This window comes from Acinetobacter sp. CY17, assembly GCF_059515825.1.
On sequence record NZ_JCAKMX010000014.1, the window covers coordinates 31,014 to 57,356 of the forward strand.

24 protein-coding genes and 1 riboswitch are annotated in these 26,343 nt (G+C 41.6%); of the genes, 11 read left to right on the forward strand and 13 right to left on the reverse strand.

Annotated features, from left to right (window positions below):
- Positions 1 to 5 precede the first annotated feature (5 nt).
- From AC5YCI_RS10340 to rodA, 3 genes are all read left to right on the forward strand, one after another.
- Positions 6 to 404 (forward strand): septum formation initiator family protein, encoded by a 399-nt coding sequence (locus AC5YCI_RS10340; RefSeq protein WP_496129711.1) that lies wholly within the window; start codon positions 6 to 8, stop codon positions 402 to 404.
- A complete protein-coding gene (ispD, locus tag AC5YCI_RS10345; RefSeq protein ID WP_496129710.1) occupies positions 361 to 1,086 on the forward strand; it encodes a 2-C-methyl-D-erythritol 4-phosphate cytidylyltransferase in 726 nt (241 codons plus the stop codon). Before AC5YCI_RS10340 ends, ispD begins: the two co-directional genes overlap by 44 nt.
- A 106-nt stretch (positions 1,087 to 1,192) precedes the next feature.
- On the forward strand, positions 1,193 to 2,326 hold the full coding sequence (gene rodA / locus AC5YCI_RS10350; RefSeq protein ID WP_496129709.1) for a rod shape-determining protein RodA: 1,134 nt from the start codon (positions 1,193 to 1,195) through the stop codon (positions 2,324 to 2,326).
- Positions 2,327 to 2,361: 35 nt separating this feature from the next.
- Here the strand turns inward: rodA and AC5YCI_RS10355 are convergent, their stop codons facing one another.
- Positions 2,362 to 3,126: a hypothetical protein gene (locus AC5YCI_RS10355; protein ID WP_496129708.1), complete on the reverse strand. Its 765-nt coding sequence runs from the start codon at positions 3,124 to 3,126 to the stop codon at positions 2,362 to 2,364.
- A 120-nt stretch (positions 3,127 to 3,246) separates the two neighbouring features.
- Positions 3,247 to 3,330: riboswitch (glycine riboswitch) on the forward strand.
- Positions 3,331 to 3,452: 122 nt separating this feature from the next.
- Between AC5YCI_RS10355 and AC5YCI_RS10360 the strand changes: the two genes are divergently transcribed.
- Positions 3,453 to 4,700, forward strand: coding sequence for a D-amino acid dehydrogenase (locus AC5YCI_RS10360; protein WP_496129707.1), 1,248 nt, complete (start codon positions 3,453 to 3,455; stop codon positions 4,698 to 4,700).
- A gap of 20 nt (positions 4,701 to 4,720) precedes the next feature.
- Here the strand turns inward: AC5YCI_RS10360 and AC5YCI_RS10365 are convergent, their stop codons facing one another.
- Positions 4,721 to 5,356, reverse strand: a complete 636-nt coding sequence (locus AC5YCI_RS10365) for an A1S_1983 family putative colistin resistance protein (RefSeq protein WP_496129706.1) — start codon at positions 5,354 to 5,356, stop codon at positions 4,721 to 4,723.
- A gap of 100 nt (positions 5,357 to 5,456) precedes the next feature.
- Between AC5YCI_RS10365 and ispF the strand changes: the two genes are divergently transcribed.
- A complete protein-coding gene (ispF, locus tag AC5YCI_RS10370) occupies positions 5,457 to 5,948 on the forward strand; it encodes a 2-C-methyl-D-erythritol 2,4-cyclodiphosphate synthase (protein ID WP_496129705.1) in 492 nt (163 codons plus the stop codon).
- On the opposite strand, the gene AC5YCI_RS10375 is transcribed toward ispF, so the two are convergent.
- The 3 genes from AC5YCI_RS10375 to AC5YCI_RS10385 form a co-directional block, all read right to left on the reverse strand.
- On the reverse strand, positions 5,936 to 6,460 hold the full coding sequence (locus AC5YCI_RS10375) for a protein tyrosine phosphatase family protein (protein WP_496129704.1): 525 nt from the start codon (positions 6,458 to 6,460) through the stop codon (positions 5,936 to 5,938). The two genes, ispF and AC5YCI_RS10375, sit on opposite strands and share 13 nt — an antisense overlap.
- A gap of 78 nt (positions 6,461 to 6,538) precedes the next feature.
- Entirely contained in the window at positions 6,539 to 7,630 is a 1,092-nt protein-coding gene (locus AC5YCI_RS10380) for a 3-deoxy-7-phosphoheptulonate synthase (protein ID WP_496129703.1), read from the reverse strand.
- 127 nt (positions 7,631 to 7,757) lie between these two features.
- Positions 7,758 to 8,654 carry a sulfite exporter TauE/SafE family protein gene (locus AC5YCI_RS10385; protein ID WP_496129702.1) on the reverse strand — a complete coding sequence of 299 codons (897 nt, stop codon included), beginning with the start codon at positions 8,652 to 8,654 and terminating at the stop codon, positions 7,758 to 7,760.
- Between the two features lie 405 nt (positions 8,655 to 9,059).
- Here AC5YCI_RS10385 and lpxB point away from each other — a divergent pair, with 405 nt between their 5' ends.
- Both lpxB and AC5YCI_RS10395 read left to right on the forward strand, forming a co-directional pair.
- Complete coding sequence (gene lpxB, locus AC5YCI_RS10390; RefSeq protein ID WP_496129701.1) at positions 9,060 to 10,229, forward strand: lipid-A-disaccharide synthase; 1,170 nt, start codon at positions 9,060 to 9,062, stop codon at positions 10,227 to 10,229.
- A gap of 505 nt (positions 10,230 to 10,734) precedes the next feature.
- A complete protein-coding gene (locus tag AC5YCI_RS10395) occupies positions 10,735 to 13,464 on the forward strand; it encodes a TonB-dependent receptor plug domain-containing protein (RefSeq protein WP_496129700.1) in 2,730 nt (909 codons plus the stop codon).
- Between the two features lie 28 nt (positions 13,465 to 13,492).
- Here the strand turns inward: AC5YCI_RS10395 and AC5YCI_RS10400 are convergent, their stop codons facing one another.
- From AC5YCI_RS10400 to AC5YCI_RS10415, 4 genes are all read right to left on the reverse strand, one after another.
- Positions 13,493 to 13,978 (reverse strand): GNAT family N-acetyltransferase, encoded by a 486-nt coding sequence (locus tag AC5YCI_RS10400; RefSeq protein WP_496129699.1) that lies wholly within the window; start codon positions 13,976 to 13,978, stop codon positions 13,493 to 13,495.
- Between the two features lie 51 nt (positions 13,979 to 14,029).
- A complete protein-coding gene (locus AC5YCI_RS10405; protein ID WP_496129698.1) occupies positions 14,030 to 15,403 on the reverse strand; it encodes an ABC1 kinase family protein in 1,374 nt (457 codons plus the stop codon).
- 187 nt (positions 15,404 to 15,590) lie between these two features.
- A complete protein-coding gene (locus tag AC5YCI_RS10410) occupies positions 15,591 to 15,893 on the reverse strand; it encodes a hypothetical protein (RefSeq protein ID WP_496129697.1) in 303 nt (100 codons plus the stop codon).
- Between the two features lie 112 nt (positions 15,894 to 16,005).
- Entirely contained in the window at positions 16,006 to 16,986 is a 981-nt protein-coding gene (locus AC5YCI_RS10415) for an aliphatic sulfonate ABC transporter substrate-binding protein (protein WP_496129696.1), read from the reverse strand.
- A 481-nt stretch (positions 16,987 to 17,467) separates the two neighbouring features.
- On the opposite strand from AC5YCI_RS10415, the gene prmB reads away from it, so the two are divergent.
- A complete protein-coding gene (prmB, locus tag AC5YCI_RS10420; protein WP_496129695.1) occupies positions 17,468 to 18,478 on the forward strand; it encodes a 50S ribosomal protein L3 N(5)-glutamine methyltransferase in 1,011 nt (336 codons plus the stop codon).
- A gap of 14 nt (positions 18,479 to 18,492) precedes the next feature.
- Positions 18,493 to 19,578: a chorismate synthase gene (gene aroC, locus AC5YCI_RS10425; protein WP_496129694.1), complete on the forward strand. Its 1,086-nt coding sequence runs from the start codon at positions 18,493 to 18,495 to the stop codon at positions 19,576 to 19,578.
- Between the two features lie 49 nt (positions 19,579 to 19,627).
- Here aroC and AC5YCI_RS10430 read toward each other — a convergent pair whose 3' ends face one another.
- The 4 genes from AC5YCI_RS10430 to AC5YCI_RS10445 all read right to left on the reverse strand — a co-directional run bounded on the left by AC5YCI_RS10430 (position 19,628) and on the right by AC5YCI_RS10445 (position 21,971).
- Complete coding sequence (locus tag AC5YCI_RS10430; RefSeq protein ID WP_496129693.1) at positions 19,628 to 19,909, reverse strand: hypothetical protein; 282 nt, start codon at positions 19,907 to 19,909, stop codon at positions 19,628 to 19,630.
- An 84-nt stretch (positions 19,910 to 19,993) separates the two neighbouring features.
- Positions 19,994 to 20,626, reverse strand: coding sequence for an OB-fold-containig protein (locus AC5YCI_RS10435; protein ID WP_496129692.1), 633 nt, complete (start codon positions 20,624 to 20,626; stop codon positions 19,994 to 19,996).
- Positions 20,627 to 20,640: 14 nt separating this feature from the next.
- Positions 20,641 to 20,952, reverse strand: coding sequence for a Rieske (2Fe-2S) protein (locus tag AC5YCI_RS10440; protein WP_496129744.1), 312 nt, complete (start codon positions 20,950 to 20,952; stop codon positions 20,641 to 20,643).
- Positions 20,953 to 20,966: 14 nt separating this feature from the next.
- A complete protein-coding gene (locus AC5YCI_RS10445) occupies positions 20,967 to 21,971 on the reverse strand; it encodes an adenosine kinase (RefSeq protein ID WP_496129691.1) in 1,005 nt (334 codons plus the stop codon).
- Positions 21,972 to 22,212: 241 nt separating this feature from the next.
- Between AC5YCI_RS10445 and AC5YCI_RS10450 the strand changes: the two genes are divergently transcribed.
- Both AC5YCI_RS10450 and AC5YCI_RS10455 read left to right on the forward strand, forming a co-directional pair.
- Positions 22,213 to 25,152: an insulinase family protein gene (locus tag AC5YCI_RS10450; RefSeq protein ID WP_496129690.1), complete on the forward strand. Its 2,940-nt coding sequence runs from the start codon at positions 22,213 to 22,215 to the stop codon at positions 25,150 to 25,152.
- A gap of 20 nt (positions 25,153 to 25,172) precedes the next feature.
- The gene (locus AC5YCI_RS10455) at positions 25,173 to 26,318 is read left to right on the forward strand and encodes a phospholipase A (protein WP_496129689.1); all 1,146 of its coding nucleotides are present in this window, start codon (positions 25,173 to 25,175) and stop codon (positions 26,316 to 26,318) included.
- Positions 26,319 to 26,343 lie beyond the last annotated feature (25 nt).

Genomic DNA, 26,343 nt, shown 5'->3' on the forward strand with positions numbered 1-26,343 from the left:
TGTCAATGTTAAATGTATTCGACTCGACCTCGAGTAAAGTACTGTTGGGCCTTGCGATCATTTTGATCGCAGGGTTTCAATATAAGTATTGGTTAGGTGATGGTGGTCATCACGAACACTTGCAACTAATGCAAAAGATTCAACAACAAGTCGAAGATAATGACGAGCTAAAAGAACGTAATCGTGTCCTTGCAGCCGAAGTTTATGATTTAAAAAATGGCGTTGAAGCGATAGAAGAACATGCACGCCTCGATTTAGGTTTAATTAAACCCAATGAAACCTTTGTACAAATGAGTACCATTAGTACCCAGTACAAGCCGATTTATCTTGATCCTAATGCTAAAGTAGATCCTCGTACCAATGAAGAAGACAGCCCAATCCCTGAACAACCCATTACCCCTTAAATTGTGGTTGGTTATTCCGGCAGCAGGCTCGGGAAGTCGTTTTTCTAAAACTGAGCTCAAACAGTATCAAATGATTCAAGGGCAGACTGTACTTGAACATACGGTTGCGCGTTTGAATCAACTACCCCTACAGGGTTATGTATTGGCGATTTCTGCCCAAGATCATGTTGCAGCAAGCTTAGCATTGTCGAATAAACACAAAGCCCATTTTTGTCAAGGTGGTAACGAACGGGTTGATTCAGTACTCAATGCCTTAAAATATTTAACAGAGATTGCTGAGCCTGATGATTGGGTTTTGGTACATGATGCGGCACGTCCTTGCGTTAGTTTTTCTGCACTACAGGCCTTAGTTGAACGTGCCAGTCAAACAGGGCATAGTGCAATTTTGGCCATTCCTGTACGTGATACCTTAAAGCGGGTCGTAACAGGTGATCAAATTCAACAAACCGTAGACCGCAGCCAGTTATGGCAAGCACAAACCCCACAATTGGCCCAATTAGCGCTCCTCAAGTCAGCCATTGAACAGGCGCTACACGATCAAATCAATATTACAGATGAGGCCAGCGCCTTAGAACATGCAGGGCATTGTGTAGAAGTGGTACAGAGCCGTGCGGATAATTTAAAAATTACTTATCCGGATGATTTAGAGTTAGCACGTTTGATCTTAAATGCTCAGCAATAACAGCCAATTATCATTTAAAACTCAAACTACAGAGTAAAAGTGTTTAATCCTTAACACTTTAATCTTATAATTTTTGCCTTGTCTTTTTTCTGTTAAAGCCCTTGCAATGATTCCCTCTCAACAGTATCGCTTTTTACGTCATGGAGTTCGTGACGGCTTAAGCATGAAAAGTGATTCCTCACGTTGGACCAAGTTGCACCTTGATCCTTGGTTATTGTGTTTTTTATTGCTCAATTCTGCCTTAGGTCTGTGTGTGGTCTATAGTGCCTCGCAAGATAGTGCCATGGTAATGCGTCAAGCCATTAGTTTTGGGATAGGCTTTATTTTACTGTTTACTTTGGCACAAATTCCACCCAAAGTTTATCAAGCGGTCAGTCCTTATTTCTATCTGATTTCGTTGGTGCTCCTGGTTTTGGTACTATTTATTGGTGAGCGGCGTTTAGGGGCAAAACGCTGGATTAGTTTGCCGGGCATTGGCAGTATGCAACCGAGTGAATTTATGAAATTTGCGATGCCTTTAATGATGGCATGGTATTTCTCCTTGCGTCCATTTCCACCTAAATTCCGCCATATTGTGGTTGCTATGCTAATTTTGCTGGTGCCTTTTATTTTGGTGGTCTTACAACCCGATCTGAATATTGGTTTGATTATTCCGGGTATTTTTGTGCTGTTTTTAAGTGGTATGTCTTGGAAACTGATTGGCGGTGCTATAGGTGCATTGCTGGTAGCAGCCCCTGCCTTATGGATGTTTTTTTTACAAGACTATCAAAAGAAACGAATTTTAACCTTATTTGATCCTGAGTCTGATGCATTAGGGGCAGGTTGGAATATTATTCAATCTAAAATTGCCATTGGTTCTGGTGGCTTAAGTGGTAAGGGTTACTTAGAGGGTACTCAGTCGCATTTAGGTTATTTACCTGAGCACCATACTGACTTTATTATGTCAACCTTTGCTGAAGAGTTTGGTTTTATCGGGGTATTTGCCTTAATTTGCTTATATGCCGCGATTATTTTTCGTTGCTTAATCATTGGTTTAAACAGTTTTCATAATTTTGGTAAGTTATATGCCGGTACAGTGGGCTTAACGATCTTCTTCTTTGTGTTTCTAAACTCAGGCATGGTGAGCGGTATTTTGCCCGTTACAGGTGACCCTTTACCCTTTATGAGTTATGGCGGGACAGCCGTAATTTCTTTAATGGCCAGTATGGGGATTGTGATGTCAGTACACACCCATCGTTAAATCAAAAAGCCTCAATATGAGGCTTTTTTCATGTATTAAATTTGTAGCTGCTGCATTTGTTGTATTAACTTTGCTTTGACTTGTTCAATTTTAATGGGATCTGTTGCGCGTGACAGTTCAGCTTGGGCTTTTTTCCCTAAAAAATATTGAATCCGCTCACTATTGGCACCAGATGGGTGAGGAAAACCCTGTAAAATCTGCTGCTTTTTTAAATAGCCTAAGTTAGCTAGATGAGAGAGTACATGCGCCACACTTTGACCGAGCGGAATATAAACAGCATTGGGTAACACTTTTAACTGTGGCAGAAAGTACTGTTCAAGCTGTTGATATAAAAAATCATTTTTGAGTATATGAGGACTCGTGCCATTATAATTTTGACAATTGATAAAAATAGCGTGCGGTAAGACAGCGCTCATATTTACTAAATGCTGTGCTTCATTAAATAATGCGGCGGTTGAGTTCAGCTGTAACTTTTGCTGTAAACCAAGATGATCTAAAATTTGAATTAAGTTGCGGCGAATTGGACCACTAAAGGCACCTTGCTGTTTGGCATATGCCAAAACTTGATCATCGTTTAAACCTTGAGCAAGCGCTTGTTGTACAGCCTGTATGGCATTTTGCCATTGTAATCGCCCCGGGGTAATCCCGAGCAACACCACTTTAGCCTGTGTATTGATATACTCAAAGGGAGTGTAATAACTGCTGATTTTAGCTTGATGTGCTAACTGTAACAGATCAGTGTGTAGCAGTTGCTCTAAAGGATAGTGTTGAAATAAAGTTTTATAGTGCTGAAACAACATTAGTATTTTTCCTAAAAAAATTGATTTCATTTGAATTTAAAATTTTTTATATGACGCTGCAAAATGTGAACAAATTTTATGCTTGGCTTGGTATAAAAATTGCTCATAATGATTGATCTACTACAGCTTGTAGGAGAGAGACATCAGTCCGCCGAAGGAGCAACACCCCAGGAAACTCTCAGGCAAAAGGACTACAAGCTGCTATCACATTCTGGAGAGAAGTTAGGCTCGACTTAACTCACCGAAGGGGTAAAGCTCTCAGGTAAACATGACAGATGGGGAGAAAATGAAATGCAAAATAATAATAACATTTCAAGGAGCCTGTTATGCGCCATATTCTTGTCATTGGAGCAGGTATCACCGGTGTGACCTCTGCCTATGAGTTAGTGAAACTCGGTTATCAGGTCACTGTCATTGATAAACATCTCTATCCTGCCATGGAAACTTCATTTGCCAATGGTGGGCAACTGTCCGCCTGTAATGCGGAAGTATGGAACCAAAAAGCCACAGTATTAAAAGGTTTAAAATGGATGTCGCAAAAAACTGCGCCCTTATTATTAAATCCTTCATTTGATTTACATAAATATGCTTGGTTAATCGAATTTTTAGGTAATATCAAACACTATGAAGCCAATACGCGTGATACGGTTAAAATGGCACTCTTGGCACGGCAGCGTTTATTTGCCATTGCTAAACAAGAACAAATCGACTTTAACCTAGAAAAACGTGGCATTTTACATTTTTATCATACTCAACACGACTATCAAGTGGCCATGCGTGTCAACGATTTACTCTGTACAGGCGGGTTGGAGCGTCATGCGGTCACCTTAGAGGAAATAAAAACTATTGAACCCAGCTTAACTGGCAATTATTACGGCGGATTTTACTGTCCAGGAGATGCCACAGGTGATATCCATAAATTCACCATGGGATTAGCTCAAGCGACAAAAAAATACGGGGTAGATTACCTATTTGCTAAGGAAGTCACCCAGATGCAGCCACATGCCACAGGGGTAAGGGTTGAATATCGCGCCAGTCAAGAAAATATGCACTCTGATGCAGCAGTCATTGAGGAAATGCAGGTGGATGCAGTCTTAGTCTGCGGCGGGGTGGGCAGCTATCATCTGGCACGTATGCTCGGTGATCGCGTGAATGTTTATCCCGTTAAAGGCTATTCTATTACTGTGAATTTAAATGACAGTCATAGTCAAAGCCATGCACCTTGGGTCAGTTTACTCGATGAAAGTGCTAAAATTGTCACATCACGTTTGGGGGTAGATCGCTTACGTGTCGCCGGTACAGCAGAATTTAATGGCTATAACCGTGATATTCGTGCTGATCGTATTCAACCACTGATTGATTGGGTGAATCGTAACTTTCGTGTGTGTACCGAAAGTGTAGTGCCCTGGGCAGGACTGCGACCGATGATGCCTAATATGATGCCTGTGGTGGGACGTGGGAAACGCGAGCGTATTTTTTATAATACTGGTCATGGCCATTTAGGATGGACCTTATCTGCCGCTACAGCGGTGATGGTCAGTCAAGCTATTGCCCGTCAACATCCAACAGAATAAGCCAGTGTATACTGGCTTTTTTAATCGTAGAGTCTATATACGCCGCTAAAGCGTTCACAGCCTTGTTGCTGAGTCTTCACCACTAAAATAGCTTTAGAGTAGGCAAAAGAATATTTGCAATCATGTTCATTATCAATAATTTGGGTTTTTTCTTGGGGGGTAGTATACGCCAAAAAATTGATCGTTTGGGTTTCTACACGATTATTAGGATTACGATAGGCAATGCCTTCAATTTTAATACTGTCTTTACCCAATTGATGCAGTTTTAAATGCACAGGCTGTGCCGAAATCTGACCTTGTTCAAATTTTAAATAATGTTGGGTAAGGGTTTGATTGAGTGAAATATATAAATTTAAATCATCTACACGCTGTTCAATTTGCTGGCGATAACAGCGAGTTTGTTTACATTGCTGGCTACGCTTGAGCCATAATTTTTGGGTATCTTGCAGTAAACGAATGGGTGCATCACTAACCAATAATGCAGTCAGATAATGATTGTTGAGCTTTTCTCTAGATTCTTGTAAGCCGCTTGCACAAATCCCTGGGCGATGGTGGTCCTGACATTCAATCACGCTTGCCGTGGCAAATGTTGAGCAACAGGCTAAAGCTACAAGGCCCAGTGTTTTAATAAGATTGTTATCAGTATTTTGCCACATGATCGCTTATACTTTGTCGAGATTGTGCTGCTTGCTAATATAGCGAAATCAAAAGCATGAATACAACATTTCTAAGATTTATTTGTTTGGGAGAACAAGCATGATGCCACACATTCGAATTGGTCAAGGTATTGACGTACACGCCTTTGAAGAAGGTGATTTTGTGACTTTGGCTGGCATTCAAATTCCCCATAGTCAGGGTTTAAAAGCCCATTCAGATGGTGATGTGGTGTTGCATGCGCTCAGCGACGCCTTATTAGGAGCGCTGGCTTTGGGTGACATCGGGCAGCATTTCCCGGATACCGACCCAAAATTTAAAGGTGCAGACAGTCGGGTATTATTACAGCATGTCTATCAGCTAATTTTAGATCGTGGTTATATCCTCAATAATGCCGATATTACCGTGGCATGTGAACGTCCAAAATTAGCACCACATAATTTAGCCATGCGCCAAAGTATTGCTGATGTTTTAGAGGTAGACGTGAATCAAATTAGCGTTAAGGCCACCACCACGGAAAAATTAGGCTTTACTGGTCGTCAAGAAGGTATTTTATCTACTGCCACGGTGCTGATTAGTCGTCAAGCAAAGTGATCAGCTTTCATCAAAGATAAATTGAGTTCTTGGGTTGCTTTACGACCTTGTAATTGTAAAGTAACCGCATGAATCAAACCGGTCCATGTTGAATCTGGTTCCCAAATCTCATGCAGCAATGCTTGGGCGCTTGGCATGTCCATATTCATATAATATTGACGATAAACGTACATCAAACTGCTGACATGGTGATTATTTTCACAATGCACCCAAAGCAGCTGTTCACCCACCAAATGATCGATTAAATCCAGTACCAAGATGCATTGATCAGGCGATGGAGTATCTAAAGAAATTGGAATTTGTAAGTAGTTTAAACCTAAATCTAAACAGATTTGATCTTCACGTTGTATCGCCTGATCGGCATGATTTAAGGCTAAATTAATCACCGTGGTGATTCCGTAAGCTTTCATCTGTGCCAGTTGTTCAGCAGTGGGTTGTCCTGAAGTAAATAAATGCTCGTGCACAAATTGGAAATGCTTAATTTGACTTAAGTGAGTTTCAAGTTCATTCATCGTGCTGCCTTCATTTTTTATTGTTTCTCAATGATAAACGCCATCCTAAGATGGCGTCTAGCATTATGCAAGTCTGTATTAGCGATTTACTAAAACATCTTTTAAGGCATGGTGCATTTCGAGCAAGACCTGTTCAGTGGTATCCCAATCGATACAGCCATCAGTGACTGATTTGCCATATTCTAAATCACATAAATTGGCTGGAATATCTTGGCGACCGCCTTTTAAATGACTCTCGACCATAATCCCAACGATGGATTTATTGCCATCAAGCACTTGTTCGGTAATGTTACGTAACACTAAAGGTTGTAAGTACGGGTCTTTGTTTGAGTTGGCATGGCTAGCATCAATCATAATTTTGTTGCTCACTTTAGCTTTGGCTAAGGCAGCTTCAGCTTCAGCGACAGAGCCCGCATCATAGTTGGGTTTGCCATTACCGCCACGCAGTACCACGTGTGCATATGGGTTGCCCGAGGTATGAATAACCGACACTTGACCTGCTTCGTTTAGGCCTAAGAAGCTATGACCGTGTTTGACCGATTGCATAGCATTGGTGGCCACAGTTAAGCCGCCATCGGTACCGTTTTTAAAGCCAACTGGTGAAGATAAACCAGATGACATTTCACGGTGAGTTTGACTTTCTGTGGTACGTGCACCAATCGCTGACCATGAAATCAAATCTTGATAATACTGCGGTGAGTTTGGATCAAGGGCTTCTGTGGCACATGGTAAGCCTTTTTCATTTAACTCTAGCAATAGTTTACGCCCTAAACGTAAACCTTTTTCAATGTTAAATGAATCATTCATATCTGGATCGTTAATCAAACCTTTCCAGCCCACTGTAGTACGCGGTTTTTCAAAATATACTCGCATCACAATGTACAGTGTGTCTTTGACTTGTTCACTTAACACTTTGAGACGATCCGCATATTCATGGGCTGCTTTTGGATCATGAATCGAACATGGGCCAATCACCACAAATAAGCGTTTGTCTTGACCATCTAAAATATTGCGAATCGTTTCACGACCTTTAAGGACGGTTTGATAAGCATTTTCAGTCAAAGGTAATTCTGCTTTAAGTTCAGCAGGGGTTACAAGTGGCTGAATGCTTTTTACATTCACGTCATCAATGTCAGATTGTGTAATTGGATTTGACTGTCGTGTATTCATTGCCGTCACTGGTTTGATCTACAAATAAAAAAGTTCCTGCTTTGAATATAGCACGATTCAACTGATGGTTTCCTATCAAAAAGTCTAATAGGCCTTCCAAAAAAAAGTGATGAATCGTGCGGTAAATTTAAGCAACTGACTGGGCTGCTGGTACGACAATCGCAGTGTTTTGAGCAGATTGAATAGGTTTGCTTTTAACCGGATTCACCATAAAGTTGACGCCAAGGGCAAATAAAGTAATACCCAAAATTTTACGAATAATTTTTTCTGGCATGTGTGAACTAACTAAGGTGCCGACAATAATGGCAGGAATCGAGCCGCATAATAACCAGCCGAGCAAGGCAAAATCGACATTTCCAGAGCTCATATGACCAAGACCTGCGACTAAGGTCAAGAGCACAGCATGCACCACATCTGAACCAATAATGCGGATCATGGGTAAATTAGGGAACATAATAATTAAAGCCATGATGCCAAAGGCACCGGCACCTACCGAAGATAAAGTGACAAAGACCCCTAGTACAATGCCCATGACAATAATAAAAACACGTTTGTTTTTAGCTTGTTCGGCAATATCTTGACGCGACTGTTCATGGTTCATATCCAGCTGTTCTTTGGCACGAAATTTATTAAAGAATTTTTCAACTGTGCCACGAAATACAATTGATAAACCGGTTAAGGTCAACATAAAGCCCAGAACCATGGTGAGTACGGTTTTATAATATGTTGATTGGCTTAAGAAGTTTTCTAATACCCAATGGGTTGCAAATGAAGCAGGAATACTGCCCACAGCCAACCACAATACAATGGGCCAAACAATATTCATTTTCTTGGCATGCACCAAAGAGCCACAGAATTTAGAAATGGCGGCATATAACAAATCGGTACCAATAGCGATATGCGGCTCAATGCGAAATAGACTGATTAAAATCGGGGTCATTAACGAACCACCGCCTACACCTGTCACCCCGACGCAAAAACCAACCAAGACGCCTGCTAAAATAAATTCAAGTGGACCAAACATGCTTATATGCCAGATATCAAAAAACACGCATATGTTATGACTTTTATGTATAAGTCGTTGTCTTGATTAGTGATTTATTTATGCAAAAAAAAGATAAGCACAATAAAGAACAGCCTAAGCGTCATTTACGCTTCGTTATACACCGCTAAGCGTATGATTTTTAAACCATCATGTTGGTTTTTAAAAGGTTTAAGTGAAGTGCAAAAGAGTAGTTGTGAATCGTCTAAAGAGCATATACGCCTCAACACTATTGAGCTTCAGTATTGTTCAAGGTACGAGTATGTATTGTATTAATAGTCGCTTGATGTTGATTTTTTAACATCAGCCACACGGCTTTTGTCACAACTGGTAATTAGAGTCTATGTTAAGATAGCGCTCCTCATAAAATTGGATCAGGACAAGCACTTGCAAAATAGAAAACTTAAAATCGGGATCGTAGTGGGTGAAGTCTCTGGGGATACTTTAGGCGCGAAACTGATGCGCAGTTTTCGTGAGCAGGGCATAGAGGCAGAATTTGAGGGCATTGGTGGGCCGCAAATGATTGCTGAAGGTTTTAAAAGTGAGTATCCCATGGACGTGTTATCGGTGATGGGGATTGTGGAAGTTTTAAAGGATATTAAAAAGCTGTTCGCAGTACGTGATGGTCTCGTCGAGCGCTGGCGTAAACACCCTGTAGATGTCTTTATTGGTATTGATGCACCGGATTTTAATTTACGTCTGTCAAAAAAACTTAAACAACTGCAACTGCCTATTAAAACCGTACAATATGTCAGTCCTTCGGTGTGGGCATGGCGACAAGGGCGTGTGCATGGCATTAAAGCCTGCATTGATTTGGTGTTGTGCTTATTTCCCTTTGAAAAAGCTTTTTTCCAACGCTGGCAAGTGCCAGCGGCATGTGTGGGTCATCCCCTTGCCAGTGAATTACCACTCAACAATTCTATGCAAGATGCCAAAGCTGAGTTGGGCTTGGATATCAATGCCAAACATATTGCGCTGTTACCGGGTAGTCGCCGTGGAGAAATTGAACGCTTAGGTCCTTTGCTGTTAGATACTGTCCAAATCTTAATGTCGAAGCATCCAGATTATCAGTTTTTAATTCCAGCGATTAATGCAGCACGTCAGCAACAGATAAACGCCTTAGTTGCAACGTATCCGCAAACGGTACAAGATCGAATCCGTGTGATCGAAAACAGTAGCCAAGAATCTAAAATTGGCCGTCAGGTCATGAATGCTTCGAATATTATTGCCTTAGCCTCGGGTACCGCAACATTAGAAGCCATGTTATTGCATCGTCCGATGGTAACCTTCTATAAGCTCAATTGGCTAACCTATCATGTGATTAAATTCTTAATCAAGATTCCGTATTATTCCTTACCGAATATTATTGCTGGCAAAAAAGTCATTCAGGAATTAATTCAGCATGATGCTACACCTGAAAAACTTAGCCAAGAGATTGAAAAATTAATGTCGGTCGAAACCGCACAGATTCAAGTGATGCAGCATATTACCATGCATAAACAACTGTTAGCGGGTAATAGCGAAGATCCAGTCCAAGCTATTTTAGCATTACTCTAAACAGTACACTTAACTAGAAGACTTGCATTTAAATGTAGCGCAGGTCTTTGTGGTCATCAGTGATGTTTAAATAGCCTAAGCATTTTAGTCGCTGAGATACAATACAGCTGAGCAGGGGAGAGCCAAGAGATGTTTCTTTGGATCTCTCTCTGCTTGCCTATCACTGTATGTGTTAGGGTAAATTGGCTTAGATTTTATGTGCGATTGAAACTCAATATCTTGCTCTGCACAGTCCATGCTCTAAATTTGCGTCAGCTAAGTCGTATTCTGTTCTTCAGAGAGGGTCATTGCTGAGTAAACAGTAGGCTGTATTTGACTTGAACACTGAATAATTTAAAAACAGCAATAGCAATCCTTTTGTTTATAACAACTGTAGAGAAACCGCTTGATCAGTGTCATTGATATGATTTATCAGAAAAACACAAACATATGATAATGAAAATAATTATCAATTAGATTATCATGCGCTGAAATTTTATCATAATTCATGATCAGGATGATGTGCATGCAGTCTTTGGCTTCTATTACGCCGCAGCAATTTTTACGTCTTTCTATAGTGTTTGCGATGTGTGCACCAAGCGCATCTGCATGGGCTCAAGACAATATTTTAGAAACCATTTCTGTCACAGCACAGGCAGAACAACACGCTTTTCAAGGCAATATGGACTTGGTACGCACAGAAGATGATGCACAGGCTTTACAAATAATAGACCGCGAAGAGATTGCTAAATCAGGTGCGACTACGATTGATGAATTGCTGCAAAAAAGCTTGAGCATGAACGTTGCAGTTGCCAACGATTCTGCCAGTGGTTGGACAGGCAACAGCAGTCAAATTAATTTACGTGGTTTGGGCGCAAGTCATACTTTGGTGCTGATTAATGGGCGCCGTGGCGCAGGGGTAGGCGGGCGAGGTGTATCTGAAGCGAGTGATCAACAAAACTTAAAAGGTATTCCTTTGGCTGCTATTGAGCGTATTGAAGTGTTACCGAGTTCCGCGGCAGCACTCTATGGCAGTAATGCTCTTGGTGGTGTTATTAATGTGGTATTACGCCGTGATTATGTGGGGACAGAAGCTAATCTGCGTTATGACAATAGCGTCAATTCTGATAGTGCCATGACCACTTTAAACCTCACCACAGGTTTTGCACTTGAGGAGGGTCGTACTCAAGTGATGTTGACGGCACAAAAACAAGAGAGCAATCAGCTTAAAGCGCGGGATCGTGGTTTTAAACTTAAACAACGTCAAATTGAACTTGCGAATAACCCAGATGCCATTTATGGCATGAGCAAAGGTGTAGCGGTCAATCCACCGATGGGACATCTCACCAATATTCGTAGCAAAGATGGTTCTGAACTCTTTGCAGGCGCAGGTTCAAGCTATGCGTATGTACCCAAAGGCTATACTGGCTCGGCTGAAGGCATTGAACCATTTAAAGAAACTATTGGGCAATATGCCTTAGGGCTTGCGAGTGGTATTGGCGGTGATTCAGGTGCTGCCACTTTAATTGGCGAACAAGACAACGAATCTTATAGTTTAAATATTAATCGTGATTTTAGCGATCAACTGAATGTCTATGTAGAAGCGGCTTACGAGCGCCAACATGTGGCAAGTGCTGGTAATTATCATGGTTTTGGTACAGTAACACTCACGGCAGATAATCCGCAAAACCCCTTTGGCAAAGATATATTCATTACCTATTCACCAAATTATGCCAATGGCTTGAGTTTGCGTAACCGTGAAATGGACGCCACCATGCAACGTGTGGCTACAGGTTTTGAATATAAAATGACAGATGATTGGCGAGTGATTGGTGATTATGCTTGGAGCAATACTGATAAAAGTATTCGTTACCAACGTCGTCCAACCAAAGGCACCAACAAATTTAATGCAGATATTGCCAGTGGTAAAATTGACTTTTTAAGCGATGTGACCAGTTTTGATTTAGATTTAAATCAAGGTTATTGGGCTGTTGCGCAAAACGATACCGATCAAACTTTACAAGAGTGGAACTTACGCGCGCATGGCCCGCTTGCCACTTGGTATGCTGGCGACATTACCCTTGCGACAGGTCTTGGTTACACGGATTGGCAAAGTAGCAGCCGTTCTGAAACCCAATCTTTAAATAATCCTGATTTACCTTTTACCCAAAAAGCGGTTGATAGCCAGTCGCTGTATGCCGAATTGAATATTCCATTGATTTCAGCACAGCAGGATTTAGCATGGTTGAAGCTATTTGATCTACAATTGGCAGCACGTTATGAAAATTACAGCATTAAAAACAGTGGTGATTTTAGCCAAACTTCACCCACATTGGGTTTTCGTTTAGCACCCAATGACAGCATTATGCTGCGTGGTTCATATAGCAAAGGTTTTATTGTGCCGACGGCTGCACAATTAGCCGAAGAAACTTTAGCCACCACAGAAACCACAGTCACTGATCCTTTAAATGGCAATCAGCAAGTTGAGCTGTTTACCACAGGCGGGGGGAATCCAAATTTAACCCCAGAAACCGCCACCAGTTTTGGAGCAGGTTTAGTGATTACCCCGCAAGCCTTGGCAGGTCTACGTTGGACAATTGATTACTTTAACATTCAAAAAAACAATAACATTACCAGTTTAAGTGCACAGGCGATTTTAGATGCCAATGCCCAAGATGGGAGCTATGCCAACCGTATTCACCGTGATGCAGCGGGCAATTTACAAACTGTAAATACCACGCCATTTAATGCCTTATGGTTAGAAACCAGTGGCATTGATACGCAACTGTCATATCAAATGAACACGCGTTTGGGGGAGCTTAACTTAAATGCTGGTTATACTTGGACAGAAAAATATAATCAGCAAGAACAAATCGGCAAAGCAGCAACAAGCTATTTGAATGACCCCAATAATGATGATGCAGGGCCATTAAAACATCGTTTTAATGCAGCGGCATTTTTACAAGCCACAGATGCATGGGGCTTTGGTTGGGCCATGCAATACTATGGAAAATACGATCTAAAAAATGAAACCGCAATTTTGCTACAAGGCAAAGATACAGTCGATGCACAGATGTACCATGATGTGTATGCACGTTATAGCAGTAAATTAGCGCAATATGGCTCACCTGAAATTAGCTTTGGCATCAAAAATCTGTTTGGTGAAGCAGAAAAAGACATGAGCAATACCTATTTAAGTAAATTTAGTGATCCACGCTTACAGCAGTATTATCTGAATTTGAAATTCGCCTTTTAATTGAAAAAGCCCGCAATCGCGGGCTTTTTTATAAGGTTTTTGCCATCCAAATTTCACAAGCAGCGCTGTGCCCAGTGTTGCCAAGTGGTGCATCTAAATATTCAAAACCTAAACGCTCATATAAGCTGACAGCTTCTTTTAGGCAAGCGGTTGTTTCTAAATAAATTTGCTTTGCTCCTTGAGCTTGCGCAAATTCAAAAGCCTGCGTTAAGATTTGTTTGGCTAAACCTTGCCCGCGAATATCGCTTAAAAAATACATTTTTTGAATTTCTAAAATATGATCCGCGCCTTGTAAGGGCGCAATTCCGCCACCGCCAAAGACTTCACCATAATCATTGCTAACCACCCAATACGCGGCTTTGGGCTGGCTATAAACTTCTGATAAATGATCAAGAATCGGGTCAGCGACAGCAAAACCAGAGTCTGGTGCTAAGCCATATTCTTGGGAAACTTGGCGGATAATTGTCGCTAAAGCGGCATCATCTTGTGATTGAATCGAACGTAGAAAATACATAATAAACCCATAAAAAAAGAGATGCAGGGCACCTCTTTAGCGTCACAATCGTTAAATATATTTTTGAATCATGCTATGCACATCGGTTTTGGCTTCAATCACGGTCATAAAGGTATAGGCACCAATGAACTTGCGACTAATAAACATAAATTCTTTAGGCGGCACGCTAAAATAACGCGATGCCATTGATTTAGAGGCTTGTTGCATCACACGACTATGCAATTGGCTTTTTTTCCAATCATAGCGATGATCTGTATCCATCACGCCTTCAGGAATTTGTTTATTGTTGTCTAAACTACTAAATGCTTCTGTAGCCAATAAAAATACCTTGGCCATATCTGGTTTAATCGCCTCAGGAATGGCATCAAAAAACTCATAGCCGCGCATGGCGTTGACCATAGCAATAGGGTCATGATGGTAGCCTGCTTTAATTAAGTTACGTGCCATGCCGAGTAAATGCTGGTCAAATTGACGAATCGCACCAAAGTCTAGCAACACAATTTGGTCTTGAATCTCTGTGCCATTGCCCAAACGTACCAAATAGTTACCAAAATTCGGGTCGGTTTGCATCTCGCCCCATTCAAAAATTTCCCTTACCGCAATTTCAAGCGAGGCTTCACCTAAACGATTACGACGTTCTTGCGGTAAAGACAGCATCACAGGGCTGTTGATGGGGACACCACGTTCAAAGGTCATACACAACACGCGGTTAGTGCAATACTCATCAATGATGGTTGGCACAATATAACGTGGGTCTTGTTTTAAGCGTTGGTTAAAGCGGCGGGTGGTGGCAGCTTCAATTTCATAATCCACCTCACGGTGCATCATCTCGCGTACTTCATCAAACCATTGATCAAATTCGCGGGTTTGCGGCACCATACGAGTCAACTTAAGCATGTTTTTAAACAGACTCATATCGGAATCAATAGCATCGGCCACGCCCGGATATTGCACTTTAAGCACCAACTCTAAACCATCGGATTTACGCACTGCACGGTGCACTTGAGCCAAAGACGCCGTGCCTAAAGGTTCACGATCAATGGTTAAATCATCAAGTTTATTGCCCAATTGACTGCGTAACTGGCTTTTAATGGCAGGCCAATCGAGTGCTACAGTTTGGTTATTGAGCGTATTTAAAGCTTGGGTGATTTCTTCGGGTAGAAAATGTTCGCCATACAGCGCCATCATTTGGCCAATTTTAACAATTGAGCCTTTGAGCTTGCCAATTTCGGCCACCAAATACTCAGCTTGTTCTTTCATGGCTTGCTTGCGCTTTTTTTCTTTTTCCGCTTCGCTTGAAAACATCGAAGTCGCACTAGATGCAGCCCAACGCGTACCGGCAAGTAACGACGCCTTGGCGATCGATAAGCGTCGATCCATAGAGGAGGTTTTGAGTTGTTTAAGCTTATCGTGCTGATCTGACATGTATATTAAACCTTTGAAGATGCAATAATTCGCAGAATAATTTGATTGTACTGGATATTAACCTGTCTGAACGTATTAAAAAAGTTCAAACATTCAAGCAACAACATTTTGGCAACAGATCACCTAAAAAATAGCCTAAGCTTTACATCAATCGACATTATAAGCTTAGAGCTGTATATGCATTAACTTAACAACGATAAGCCACTTTAAAAGGTAATTTTTGCATCAATTGATCTTTATAGGCGCTTAAAAAGGCAATCATTAAACTTTGCACTTTGGGATGGATAAAACCTAAGGCATAACCTTGAATAATAATTTGGCTCGGAAGTTGAAAGAACACGTACTTGGCATCTTCAAGGCTGGGCTGCGCAAATAGCTTTTGCTCATGTATGAGCTGTTGTAGCGCGGCTTTTTCATGACAAACCTGCTCGGATTGATCTTGCCAGTACTGTTGACGCATGGCCATTAAGTTATTGTGCTTATAGCTCATAAAAATAATTTGGCTGAAAAAGAAAAACAGCATCAATATGCGGTCAATCTTTTAAAAATCAAGCCCGATAAAAAAAGCAGCCCAGAGGCTGCTACAGTTTGGATGCATGTTGTTATGGGAGGCTGTTATAGACAAATTTGCTTACCTCAATTTTTTGCGGAATGAGTTTTTCTGCGCTAAAACGATCGGCAATATGTTGTTGGGCTTGAACCACATCAGGTGTCAGGGTGGCCAGCAAAGACGGTTGATAACGCTTTTGCAAAACTATATCAGCAATTTCAGGACTGACACCAATGGCTTTACTATACAGTTGCACTGCATCTTGATGCTGTTGAACCACCCATTTTGCAGCTGCATTAGAAGCATGAATATATTGAGTAACTGCTTGAGGGTGTTGTTGAACAAAATCTGGATTGGCAATCACAAAGCTATAGCCTTGTTCAAAAGGTTGTGCATCGGTAAGTACTCGTGCATGTCCACCTTGTAAGGCTACAGATTGAAATGGTTCCCAGATCAGCCAAGCATCCACAGTTTTTTTATCAAAAGCTGCGCGTGCATCGGCAGGTGCAAGCCAAATCGGTTCAATATCAGACCATGACAGCTCAGCTTTTTGTAAAATTTTATCCAATAAGTCATGTGCATTGGAACCACGTTGCAGGGCAATACGTTTGCCTTTTAAATCTTGCAAGCTTTGAATCGGACTATGTTTATCCACCAACAAGCCTAAACTTTTGGGATGCGATTTTTCATAAGCCACATAGGTTAAATTTTTATTGCCTGATTGTGCAAAGAGCGGCGGAGTATTGCCCGCTGAACCAAAATCCACCGAACCTACGGATAAAGCTTCTAAGAGTTGTGGTCCTGCAGGGAACTCTTTCCATTCAATTTGCGTATGCGGGAAATAAGTTTTTAAAAGTGTTGGATCAGATTTTAACGTAATTGAATTTAGAGATGATTTTTGATAACCAATCACCAAATGCTTTAACTCGTTCGCAGCAGGTTGTTGAGGGCTTGTAGTCTGATTGGTAGGTTGGGTACATGCGCTTAAAGCACAGCTTGTGATGAATGTGAGTGCGAAATATGGTGCCTTCATGCTGGGATGCCTCTTATCGTTTTAAAATGAACATGTGGATTTAAAGAAAAATACACATGTCCATTCGCGCATCACTTAAGCTCGATGGTTGATTCTTAGCTTGAGCTGAAAACAGCCATGTAAAGATGATTTTTTTCATTGTTTTATACTGTTGTTGTGGATCTAAATTCAAAATAAAGTAGTTTTTTAAGCTTTACTGCAGAATTTTTGCATAAGCACATCAACGAAAATGCTATAGTGGCTTAACTTCTTGAATCCATAATATTTATAGATTTTAGCCTAACTTAGCTAAATTTTAGCTGTTGCAAAATGCATACGACAGATTCAATTCTAATCAGATTAAGCGAAAGGCATTTTGGGGGCTTGGCTGAATTTTGATGCCATAGGCGCTAGAGGATTTTTTCTATACAGATGGGCGAAAAAGCACTAAAAACAAGGTATCATAGAGCGTTTTAAAAAATTAACCTTGGAGACGCCTTAAGTGGATCGACCGACAATTAGCCCTGAACATTTACAGGAAGCCGCTGAAACACTAATCACCATTCGTGATTTTATTCGTTTTGGTGTCACAGCATTACGTCAATACGATGCGCATTTAGGTCAAGGTACAGAAGATTATTTTGCAGAAAGCTCTGCTTTGGTTTTACAAACCTTGTCTTTAGATTGGAATGCAGACAACGAAATCTTAGATGCTAAACTTCTCCCAAGTGAAAAAGCTGAATTTTTAAGCCTGCTCGAACGTCGTATTAACGAACGTGTGCCAACATCTTACCTACTTAACTTGTCTTACTTCTTTGGTAAGCCATTTTATGTTGATGAGCGTGTACTGATTCCACGTTCACCGATTGCAGAATTGATCGAAAACCGTTTTGCACCATATTGCTTAGGCGAAAATGGTCAAATGGGTCAAGCGGTAAACAACTTACCTGAAAACCCAAATCCAAAAACGCCGCAGCGTATTTTAGATATGTGTACAGGTTCAGGTTGTATTGCCATCGCTTTGGCTTATGCCTTCCCTGATGCTGATGTTGATGCCACTGATATTTCTAAAGAAGCTTTAGAAGTAGCATCAATTAATGCAGAACATCATAACAAACAGTATCAAGTGGCATTACTTGAATCTGATTTATTTGCCAAAATTCCTGCCGAAAATCAATATGATTTAATCGTATCTAATCCGCCATACGTGGATGCAGAAGATATGGCTGATTTACCAGATGAATTCCATCATGAGCCAGAACTTGCCCTTGCAGCAGGTCAAGACGGTTTAGATTTAGTGCGTAAAATGCTGGCACAAGCAGCAGATTATTTAACTGAAGATGGTCTAATTGTGATTGAAGTGGGCAACTCTGAATGGGCCATGCGTCAAAACTTCAATACAGTTGATTTCTATTGGTTACAATTCCAAAAAGGCGGCACAGGTATTTTTGCACTCACAGCAGCGCAATGCCGTCAATTCCGTGATTTATTTATTCAATCTGTTCAAGCATAAAGGAGTCGTTGAACATGGCAGGTAATAGTATAGGGCAACTGTTCCGTGTAACGACTTGCGGTGAATCTCATGGCGTTGGTCTGATGGCCATTGTCGATGGCGTGCCACCGGGGATTGAATTGTCAGCAGCTGATTTGCAATATGATTTAGACCGTCGTAAGCCGGGTACATCAAAATTTGCCACTCAGCGTAAAGAGCCTGACCAAGTAGAAATTATCTCTGGGGTTTTTGAGGGTAAAACCACAGGGACGTCGATTGGTTTATTGATCCGTAACACCGATCAAAAATCCAAAGACTATGGCAATATTGCACAAACCTTCCGTCCAAATCATGCAGATTATACCTATACCCATAAGTATGGTTTCCGTGATTACCGTGGTGGTGGTCGCTCAAGCGCGCGCGAAACAGCGATGCGTGTGGCAGCTGGTGCAATTGCCAAAAAATATTTAAGCGAGAAATTTGGGATCTTAATTCGTGGTCATGTCACGCAAATTGGCACTGAAAAAACCACGCAACTCGATTGGAACGAAGTACCGAATAACCCATTTTTCTGTGGTGATGTGAATGCAGTGCCGCGTTTTGAAGCCTTAGTGACATCTTTACGTGAACAAGGCACCAGCTGTGGCGCAAAACTCGAAATCATTGCAGAAAATGTACCTGTCGGTTGGGGTGAGCCAGTCTTTGATCGTTTAGATGCTGATATTGCACATGCCATGATGTCAATTAACGCGGTTAAAGGCGTTGAAATTGGCGATGGCTTTGCTGTAGCCGAGCAATTTGGTCATGAGACCCGTGATGAACTCACAACAGATGGTTTCTTAGCTAATCATGCCGGCGGTATTTTGGGTGGAATTTCAAGTGGTCAAGACATTCGTGTCGCGATTGCTTTAAAACCAACTGCTTCAATCACCACACCGGGTAAAACCATTACCCTTGATCGTGAAGATACTGATGTTTTAACTAAAGGTCGTCATGATCCATGTGTAGGTGTGCGTGCGACACCGATTGCTGAAGCGATGCTTGCGATTGTGTTAATGGATCATTTTCTGCGTCACCGTGCACAAAATGCTGATGTGGTACAACCATTTGAACCGATCTAATCGCTAAAAATAAAAAAATCCAGATTTTGTATCTGGATTTTTTTATGGTTTACGCTTTGCTGCGCAGCTGTTGCACTTGGCTTAAAATCAGCGCTTTGTTTTCAATGACTTTGTTGACAATTAAATCGGCAGGTAATAGCGCGGTGATGTTGGCAGGTAATAATTGGTAAATTTGCTTGACTGTTTTGGTCAGCTCTTCGTCCTGTGAAATTTTATCTTCTGCCACATTTAATAGCTGTTGTACCACCAAGCCTTGTACTTGCTGACCATGTTGTTTCCAAAGTTCATTAACGCCCACTTCTGTTACGCTTTTTAAGAGTTGACCTAACATTGTATTGTCCTTGTGAAAAACCAGCAGTCTAATCAAATTAAAGCGTACAAGAGTAACAGCTTGATATAAGTGTCTAAAAAAACATCAAATATCTTGATTTTTTTTTATCTGTTGACTGGGATTTACTAACGGTTGGGATTGGGCGATTTTTTTAGCCACATAGTGCCCACGTTTCATACGAATTAAAATGACTTGGCTGTTGGCTTCTAATTCGCCAAATTCAGGTTCTACATCAACAATGTGTAGGCGACCAAATTCATCGCGAATCCGTGCTTCGGCAGGGAAACTTGGGCGGGCTTTAGCAACTAAGGTGGCCAGTCGTCCCAATAAATCAGGTTCAACATGTTGATGTTTGGGGGGTAAGACTTGATCCAGACAATGAATCATAAAGGCGGTAAAAAAGATGGCTAAAATCAGCGCGGGGAAAAAGACATAATAAAAAGGAGCAAAGGCATTTTGCTGGGCATAAATACTAAATTGCAAGACATAACCGACACAACTAAAGTTCATCAGTAAAAAAACCACAATCAGTAATTTTGAAAACTTAACGTTGAGTAAATCGGCATGGCGTAATTTAGTAGGAATACAGCGTTTCAACCACAGACTCGGTGGGGCTTTTAAATAAAAGCCCACCGTTTCTACCATGCTTAAGCCTAGTAATAACAACACACTAAAATGAAAGGGCATTAGATGCCAATGTTGTAACAGCTCAAGCATGCTGGCAGGTCCTATTAATCTTGGGCGATATAAATGCCGCCGTCAGAATGTACGCTAATAGCGACTTTCTCTAAGGCTTGACCTTGGCAAGGGCCAGAGACACATTCACCACTTTCGACTAAAAATAGTGCGCCGTGGGTTGAACATTCAATATATTCTTGCTCACGGTCTAAAAATTGATTTTCTAAAAACTCAAGTTCCACTTGTAAATGTGGACATAAGTTTTGGTAAGCGAAGAAACAGCCGTCGCGTTGGGTAATAAAAATTTTATCCCCATTGTCTAAATCAAAGCTGCGCGCTTCACGTTCTGGTACGTCTTCGGTCATGCAAATTTTTTGCATTATGCAGGGTCCTTTTGCAATGTATTCAGCAGTGTTGCATAGTCATTTAAGTCTAAACGTGGGCCAAATTGTGACACCACTTGACTTGAAATTAAAATAGCCAATTCAGCCGCGCTTTGTAAACCTAAATCTGCATTGAGCGCATAAAGAAATGCACCCGCAAAAGCATCACCGGCTCCGTTGGCATCTACGGCAGTCACTTTGCGACCTGCAACTTTAAATTGCGTGTCTTGCGTGGCAATTAAAGCGCCTTTTTCGCTTAATGTAATGACAACGTACTGACTTTTTTGACGCAATACAGCAAGCGCAGCATCTAGAGTATCAGTGTTGCTGTACATTAAAGCTTCTTGTTCATTACAGAATAAAAGATCAACGCCATCATCGATTAACTCATCTAAACCTTGACGTGCATATTGCACCATGGCAGGGTCAGATAAGGTTAAAGCAATTTTAACATCATTGGCTTTGGCAATTTGACGTGCTTGTTTAACCGCTAAACGTGCACTGTCGCTGGTGGATAAATAGCCTTCGATATATAACCATTTGGCAGTTTCAAGCGGACTGAAATCAATTTGCTCGCTGGTTAATTCTGCGGTAATGCCCAAACAAGTATGCATGGTACGTTCAGAGTCAGGGCTGACCAATACCATACATGTCCCCGTGACCCCTTGGCTGACAGAGCGAGGGGTGGTTTGAATCCCCGCATCGCTTAAACCTTGTAAGTAAGTTGCGCCTAAATCATCATTCCCGACACGACACGCATAAAAGGCTGAACCACCAAGGGCTGCAAAAGCCACTGTAGTGTTGGCGGCAGAACCGCCCGAGGCTTGGCCTTTATAGACTTGGCTGGCTTGTAAATTGGCATATAAAGCCGCTTGGGTTGCGCCATCGGTGAGTTGCATGGTGCCTTTTTGCAAGTTTTGTTCAAGTAAAAATGCATCAGAAACTTTAAATTCTTGGTCAATTAACGCATTACCAATTGCAAAAAGATCAACAGTTGCCATGTCTTTTCATTCACATTCAATAAGAAAAATCAGATTTTACATGATTGTTCAACTTGGATACAGTTTGCTGAATAAAATTCAGGCTAAAATATAATAGGCTCAAATGACAGCAAGTGAGTGAAATTTGTGCAAATTGAGCGGAATCTTGAGTGAATAACTCAGCTTTTTGGATTGGCATGAATTTTTAGCAAAACTGTCGTTATAATGAGAACAGTTTTTTTAATTTTTATTTGGAGATCACATGACTGTAGATGTCACTGAAACTCAAACCATCACCGTACATCCTGCGTTTCAGTTGGTACGTCAACACCATGTCGAAGCCTTAGATATTTTTGTCTCTGAATACCAACATATCGTCACAGGCGCGGTACATTATCATTTGGCAACTGACCACGATGAAAATGTATTTTTGGTGGCTTTTCGTACTCAACCGATGGATTCAAAAGGCGAGGCGCATATTTTAGAACACACGGCGCTGTGTGGTTCAGAAAAATTCCCTGTACGCGACCCATTCTTTTTAATGATTCGTCGTTCACTCAATACTTTTATGAACGCTTTTACCGCTGCAGACTGGACCGCGTACCCATTTGCAACGCAAAACAAAAAAGATTTCCAAAATTTACTTGAAGTCTACTTAGATGCCGCTTTTGCAGCCAATTTAAATCCGCTGGATTTTGCCCAAGAAGGCATTCGTATTGAGCTCGAAAATGGCGAGCCGGTGTATAAAGGCGTGGTATTTAATGAGATGAAAGGTGCGATGAGTTCGCCAACCGATCAGCTTTACCACCAATTGGCCCAGCATCTATTCCCGCATACTACCTACCATTACAACTCAGGTGGTGATCCTAAAGACATTCCTGATTTAAGCTATGATGAATTGCTTGAATTTTATAAATCGCATTACCATCCAAGTAATGCGGTGTTTATGACCTTTGGTAATCAATCGGCTTATGATTTACAAGAGCAATTTGAAACTCTGGCTTTAGCCAAATTTGGCAAAGGCCAAACGCTACATTCAACGCCTGAAACACGCCTAGCCGCACCGATTCAAGTCACAGAAACCTATGCACTAGATGCAGATGATCTAAGCGATAAAACCTATCATGTGATGTCATGGTTATTGCCACAAGCCAGCAACATTAAATTACGCTTGGGTATGCGTTTAGTTGAAGGTATTTTACTCGAAGATTCTGCTTCCCCTCTACGTCATTATTTGGAAACCTGTGGTTATGCACAATCCACAGGTCCATTGATGGGTGTGGATGATTCTAACTTTGAAATGACCTTCTATTGTGGTATTCAAGGTTCTAACCCTGAACACGCTCAAGCATTTAAAGAGGGCGTGTTTAAGGTATTAAACGAAGTTGCTGCACAGCCTGTGAATCAAGATCTAGTGAATGCGATTTTGCATCAAATTGAACTGCACCAACGTGAAATCAATGGCGATGGTATGCCATACGGTTTAAGCTTAATTTTAAATGGTTTAAGCAGTGCCATTCATCACACCGATCCTGTAGATGTTTGGGATGTGGACAGTGCAATTAAAGCGGTGAAAGAAGAGCTGAAAGACCCAATGTGGTTATCTCACTTAATTCAAACCCATCTGATTGATAACCCACACCGTGTACAAATGACATTGGTGCCAGATGCTAATAAATCCGCAGCAGAAAATGAGGCAGAAAAGGCACGTCTCGCTGCCCTTGGTACAAGCTTAACTGAAGCGCAAAAAGCCGAAATTATTGCCCAAACTGAAGCTTTAAAAGTCCGTCAAGATACCCCAGATGATTTAAACCTGTTGCCTAAAGTAGGTTTAGAAGACATTCCTGCAGATTTACATATTGTCCAAGGTCAATTACGCGAAATTATTAGCAATGGTCTAGATACGCCGCTTAATCTCTATCATGCTGGCACCAACGGCATTTACTACCAACAAGTGTTGGTACAGATTCCTGAGGCTGTAGTGCAATCACCGTACTTTAACTTGCTCTCAATTTTAATGGGTGAAGTGGGCGCAGGTGAATATGATTATCTTGAGCTGCAACAGTTGCAAACTGCGGTCAGTGGTGGCTTGGGTATGGGGGCTTCATTACGCTCTAAAGTTGATGATGCGGGTAAAATCAGTGCATGGTTAACCTTAACCACCAAGTCTTTAGTGAATAACTTAAGTGCCATCAATCTGTTGAAAATGGCCTTCGAGCAACTACGTTTTGATGAAAAAGACCGTATTGTTGAACTATTACAACAACGTAAAACTCGTTGGCAAGCTCGTGTATCGGATGCTGGACATAGTTATGCGATGCAAATTGCCTCGCGTCAGCATAGTGCTTTAGCCAACCGTGATTATCAAAACACAGGTTTAGGTGCATTAAACTGGTTAAATCAATTGGTGGCTAGCTTAAATGATGAAGATAGCTACAATGCTTTAATTGCTGAATTACAAGTCATTCATCGTACATTATTACAAGCGCCTAAACAGTTTTTACTGGTGTGTGAAGAACAGCAGTCTGAACGTTTGGTGGAAGAAGTACAAAATGTTTGGGATAAAGTGGCCATTGACCGCAGCCCAATTACGCTACAGCAACTCAAAACCACAGCAGATGACGGCGCGGATCAAGCTTGGCTGATTCAAGCTAATGTGCAATTCTGTGCTGCAGCTTACCCTGCGGTACCAGTATCACATCCAGATGCTGCACCGCTGATGGTATTGGCGGCGTATTTACGTAATGGCTTCTTACATAGCGCGATTCGTGAAAAAGGTGGTGCTTATGGCGGCGGCGCGAGCTACGATGGTAATGCCTGCTCATTCCGTTTCTATAGCTACCGTGACCCACGTTTAGCAGAAACTTTTGCCGACTTTAATGCCTCAATTGAGTGGATCTTAACTGCTGAGCAACAACCACATCAGTTAGAAGAAGCGATTTTAGGTTTAATTGCCAGTATGGATAAACCAGGTTCACCAGCAGGTGAAGCAATTACTGCATGTTATGCCTTGTTACATGGCCGGTATCCATCATTCCGTCAAACGTTACGTGAACGTTTAATTCAGGTGAAGCTCGATGACTTACAACGCGTTGCCAAGCAGTATTTACAAGCGCAAACACCGAGTCGTGCTGTGGTCGCACCTGTAGCCAAACGTGAAACACTGACGGCACTTGGTTTTAAGATTTATCAAGTCAATTAAAACAATAAAAGGGGAAGCCTATGGCGCTCAAGGTTGTTGAGCGCAGCCCAATTTGGCTTGGCATTTCAATGCTAAGCCTAGGGACTGCGACACATATATATGCTGCTGAACCCAATGTAGCGACTCTACAACCCGCCAGTGCGCACGCATGTGCGGCACTGAGCTCGAATTCAGAACGCTTAAGCTGTTATGATCAGTTATTTAAGCCTGCTACACCCACTGAAAGTTTAGTGTCAGAGCGTGAGGCGGCTAAAGCACTCGCTGCAGCACCTGTTAGCTTAACAGAAAAGGTCCGCAATAAAGCTGAAGAAGTGGTGCCGGTTAAAGCAGCAGACATTAACCCAGCCACATCTTTACTGGACCAACGCTGGGAGCTGTCGCCTAATAGTAAACTCGGTACATGGAACTTGCGTGAATACCAACCGGTGTATTTATTGCCTGTATTTACGACGACAGACAAGAATGAGCGTCCAACCAGTCCTAATCCAGACAACACAGTCAAGGTGGGTGATGAGCAGAATCTTAAATCCACCGAGGCGAAGTTTCAATTGTCCTTTAAAACCAAGGCCATGGAAAACTTAATTGGCGATAACGGTGATCTTTGGTTAGGCTACACTCAATCATCACGTTGGCAAGTCTATAACGAAGATGAATCACGTCCGTTTCGTGAGACCAATTACGAACCAGAGGCCAGTTTAATCTTCCGTACCAATTACGAGATTTTTGGTTTAAGTGGACGTTTATTGGGTTTAACCTTTAATCATCAGTCTAATGGACGTTCAGATCCTTTATCGCGTAGTTGGAACCGCATTATGCTGAATGTGGGCTTTGAGCGTGATAACTTTGCTTTAATGCTACGTCCGTGGTATCGCATTAGTGAAGACAGCTCAGATGATAATAATGCCGATATGGATGATTATGTAGGTCGTGGTGATTTAACGGCTTTTTACCGTTGGAACGAGCATGACTTTTCTTTAATGCTGCGTCATAGCTTACAAGGTGGCGAAGATTCTCACGGTGCAATGCAATTTGATTGGGCCTTCCCAATTAGCGGTAAACTGCGCGGTCATTTCCAATTGTTTGATGGCTATGGTGAAAGCTTAATTGATTACAATCATCGTGCAACCTATGCCGGTATTGGTGTTTCGTTGCTAAATTGGTTCTAGATGAAAAAAGCCGCGAATACGCGGC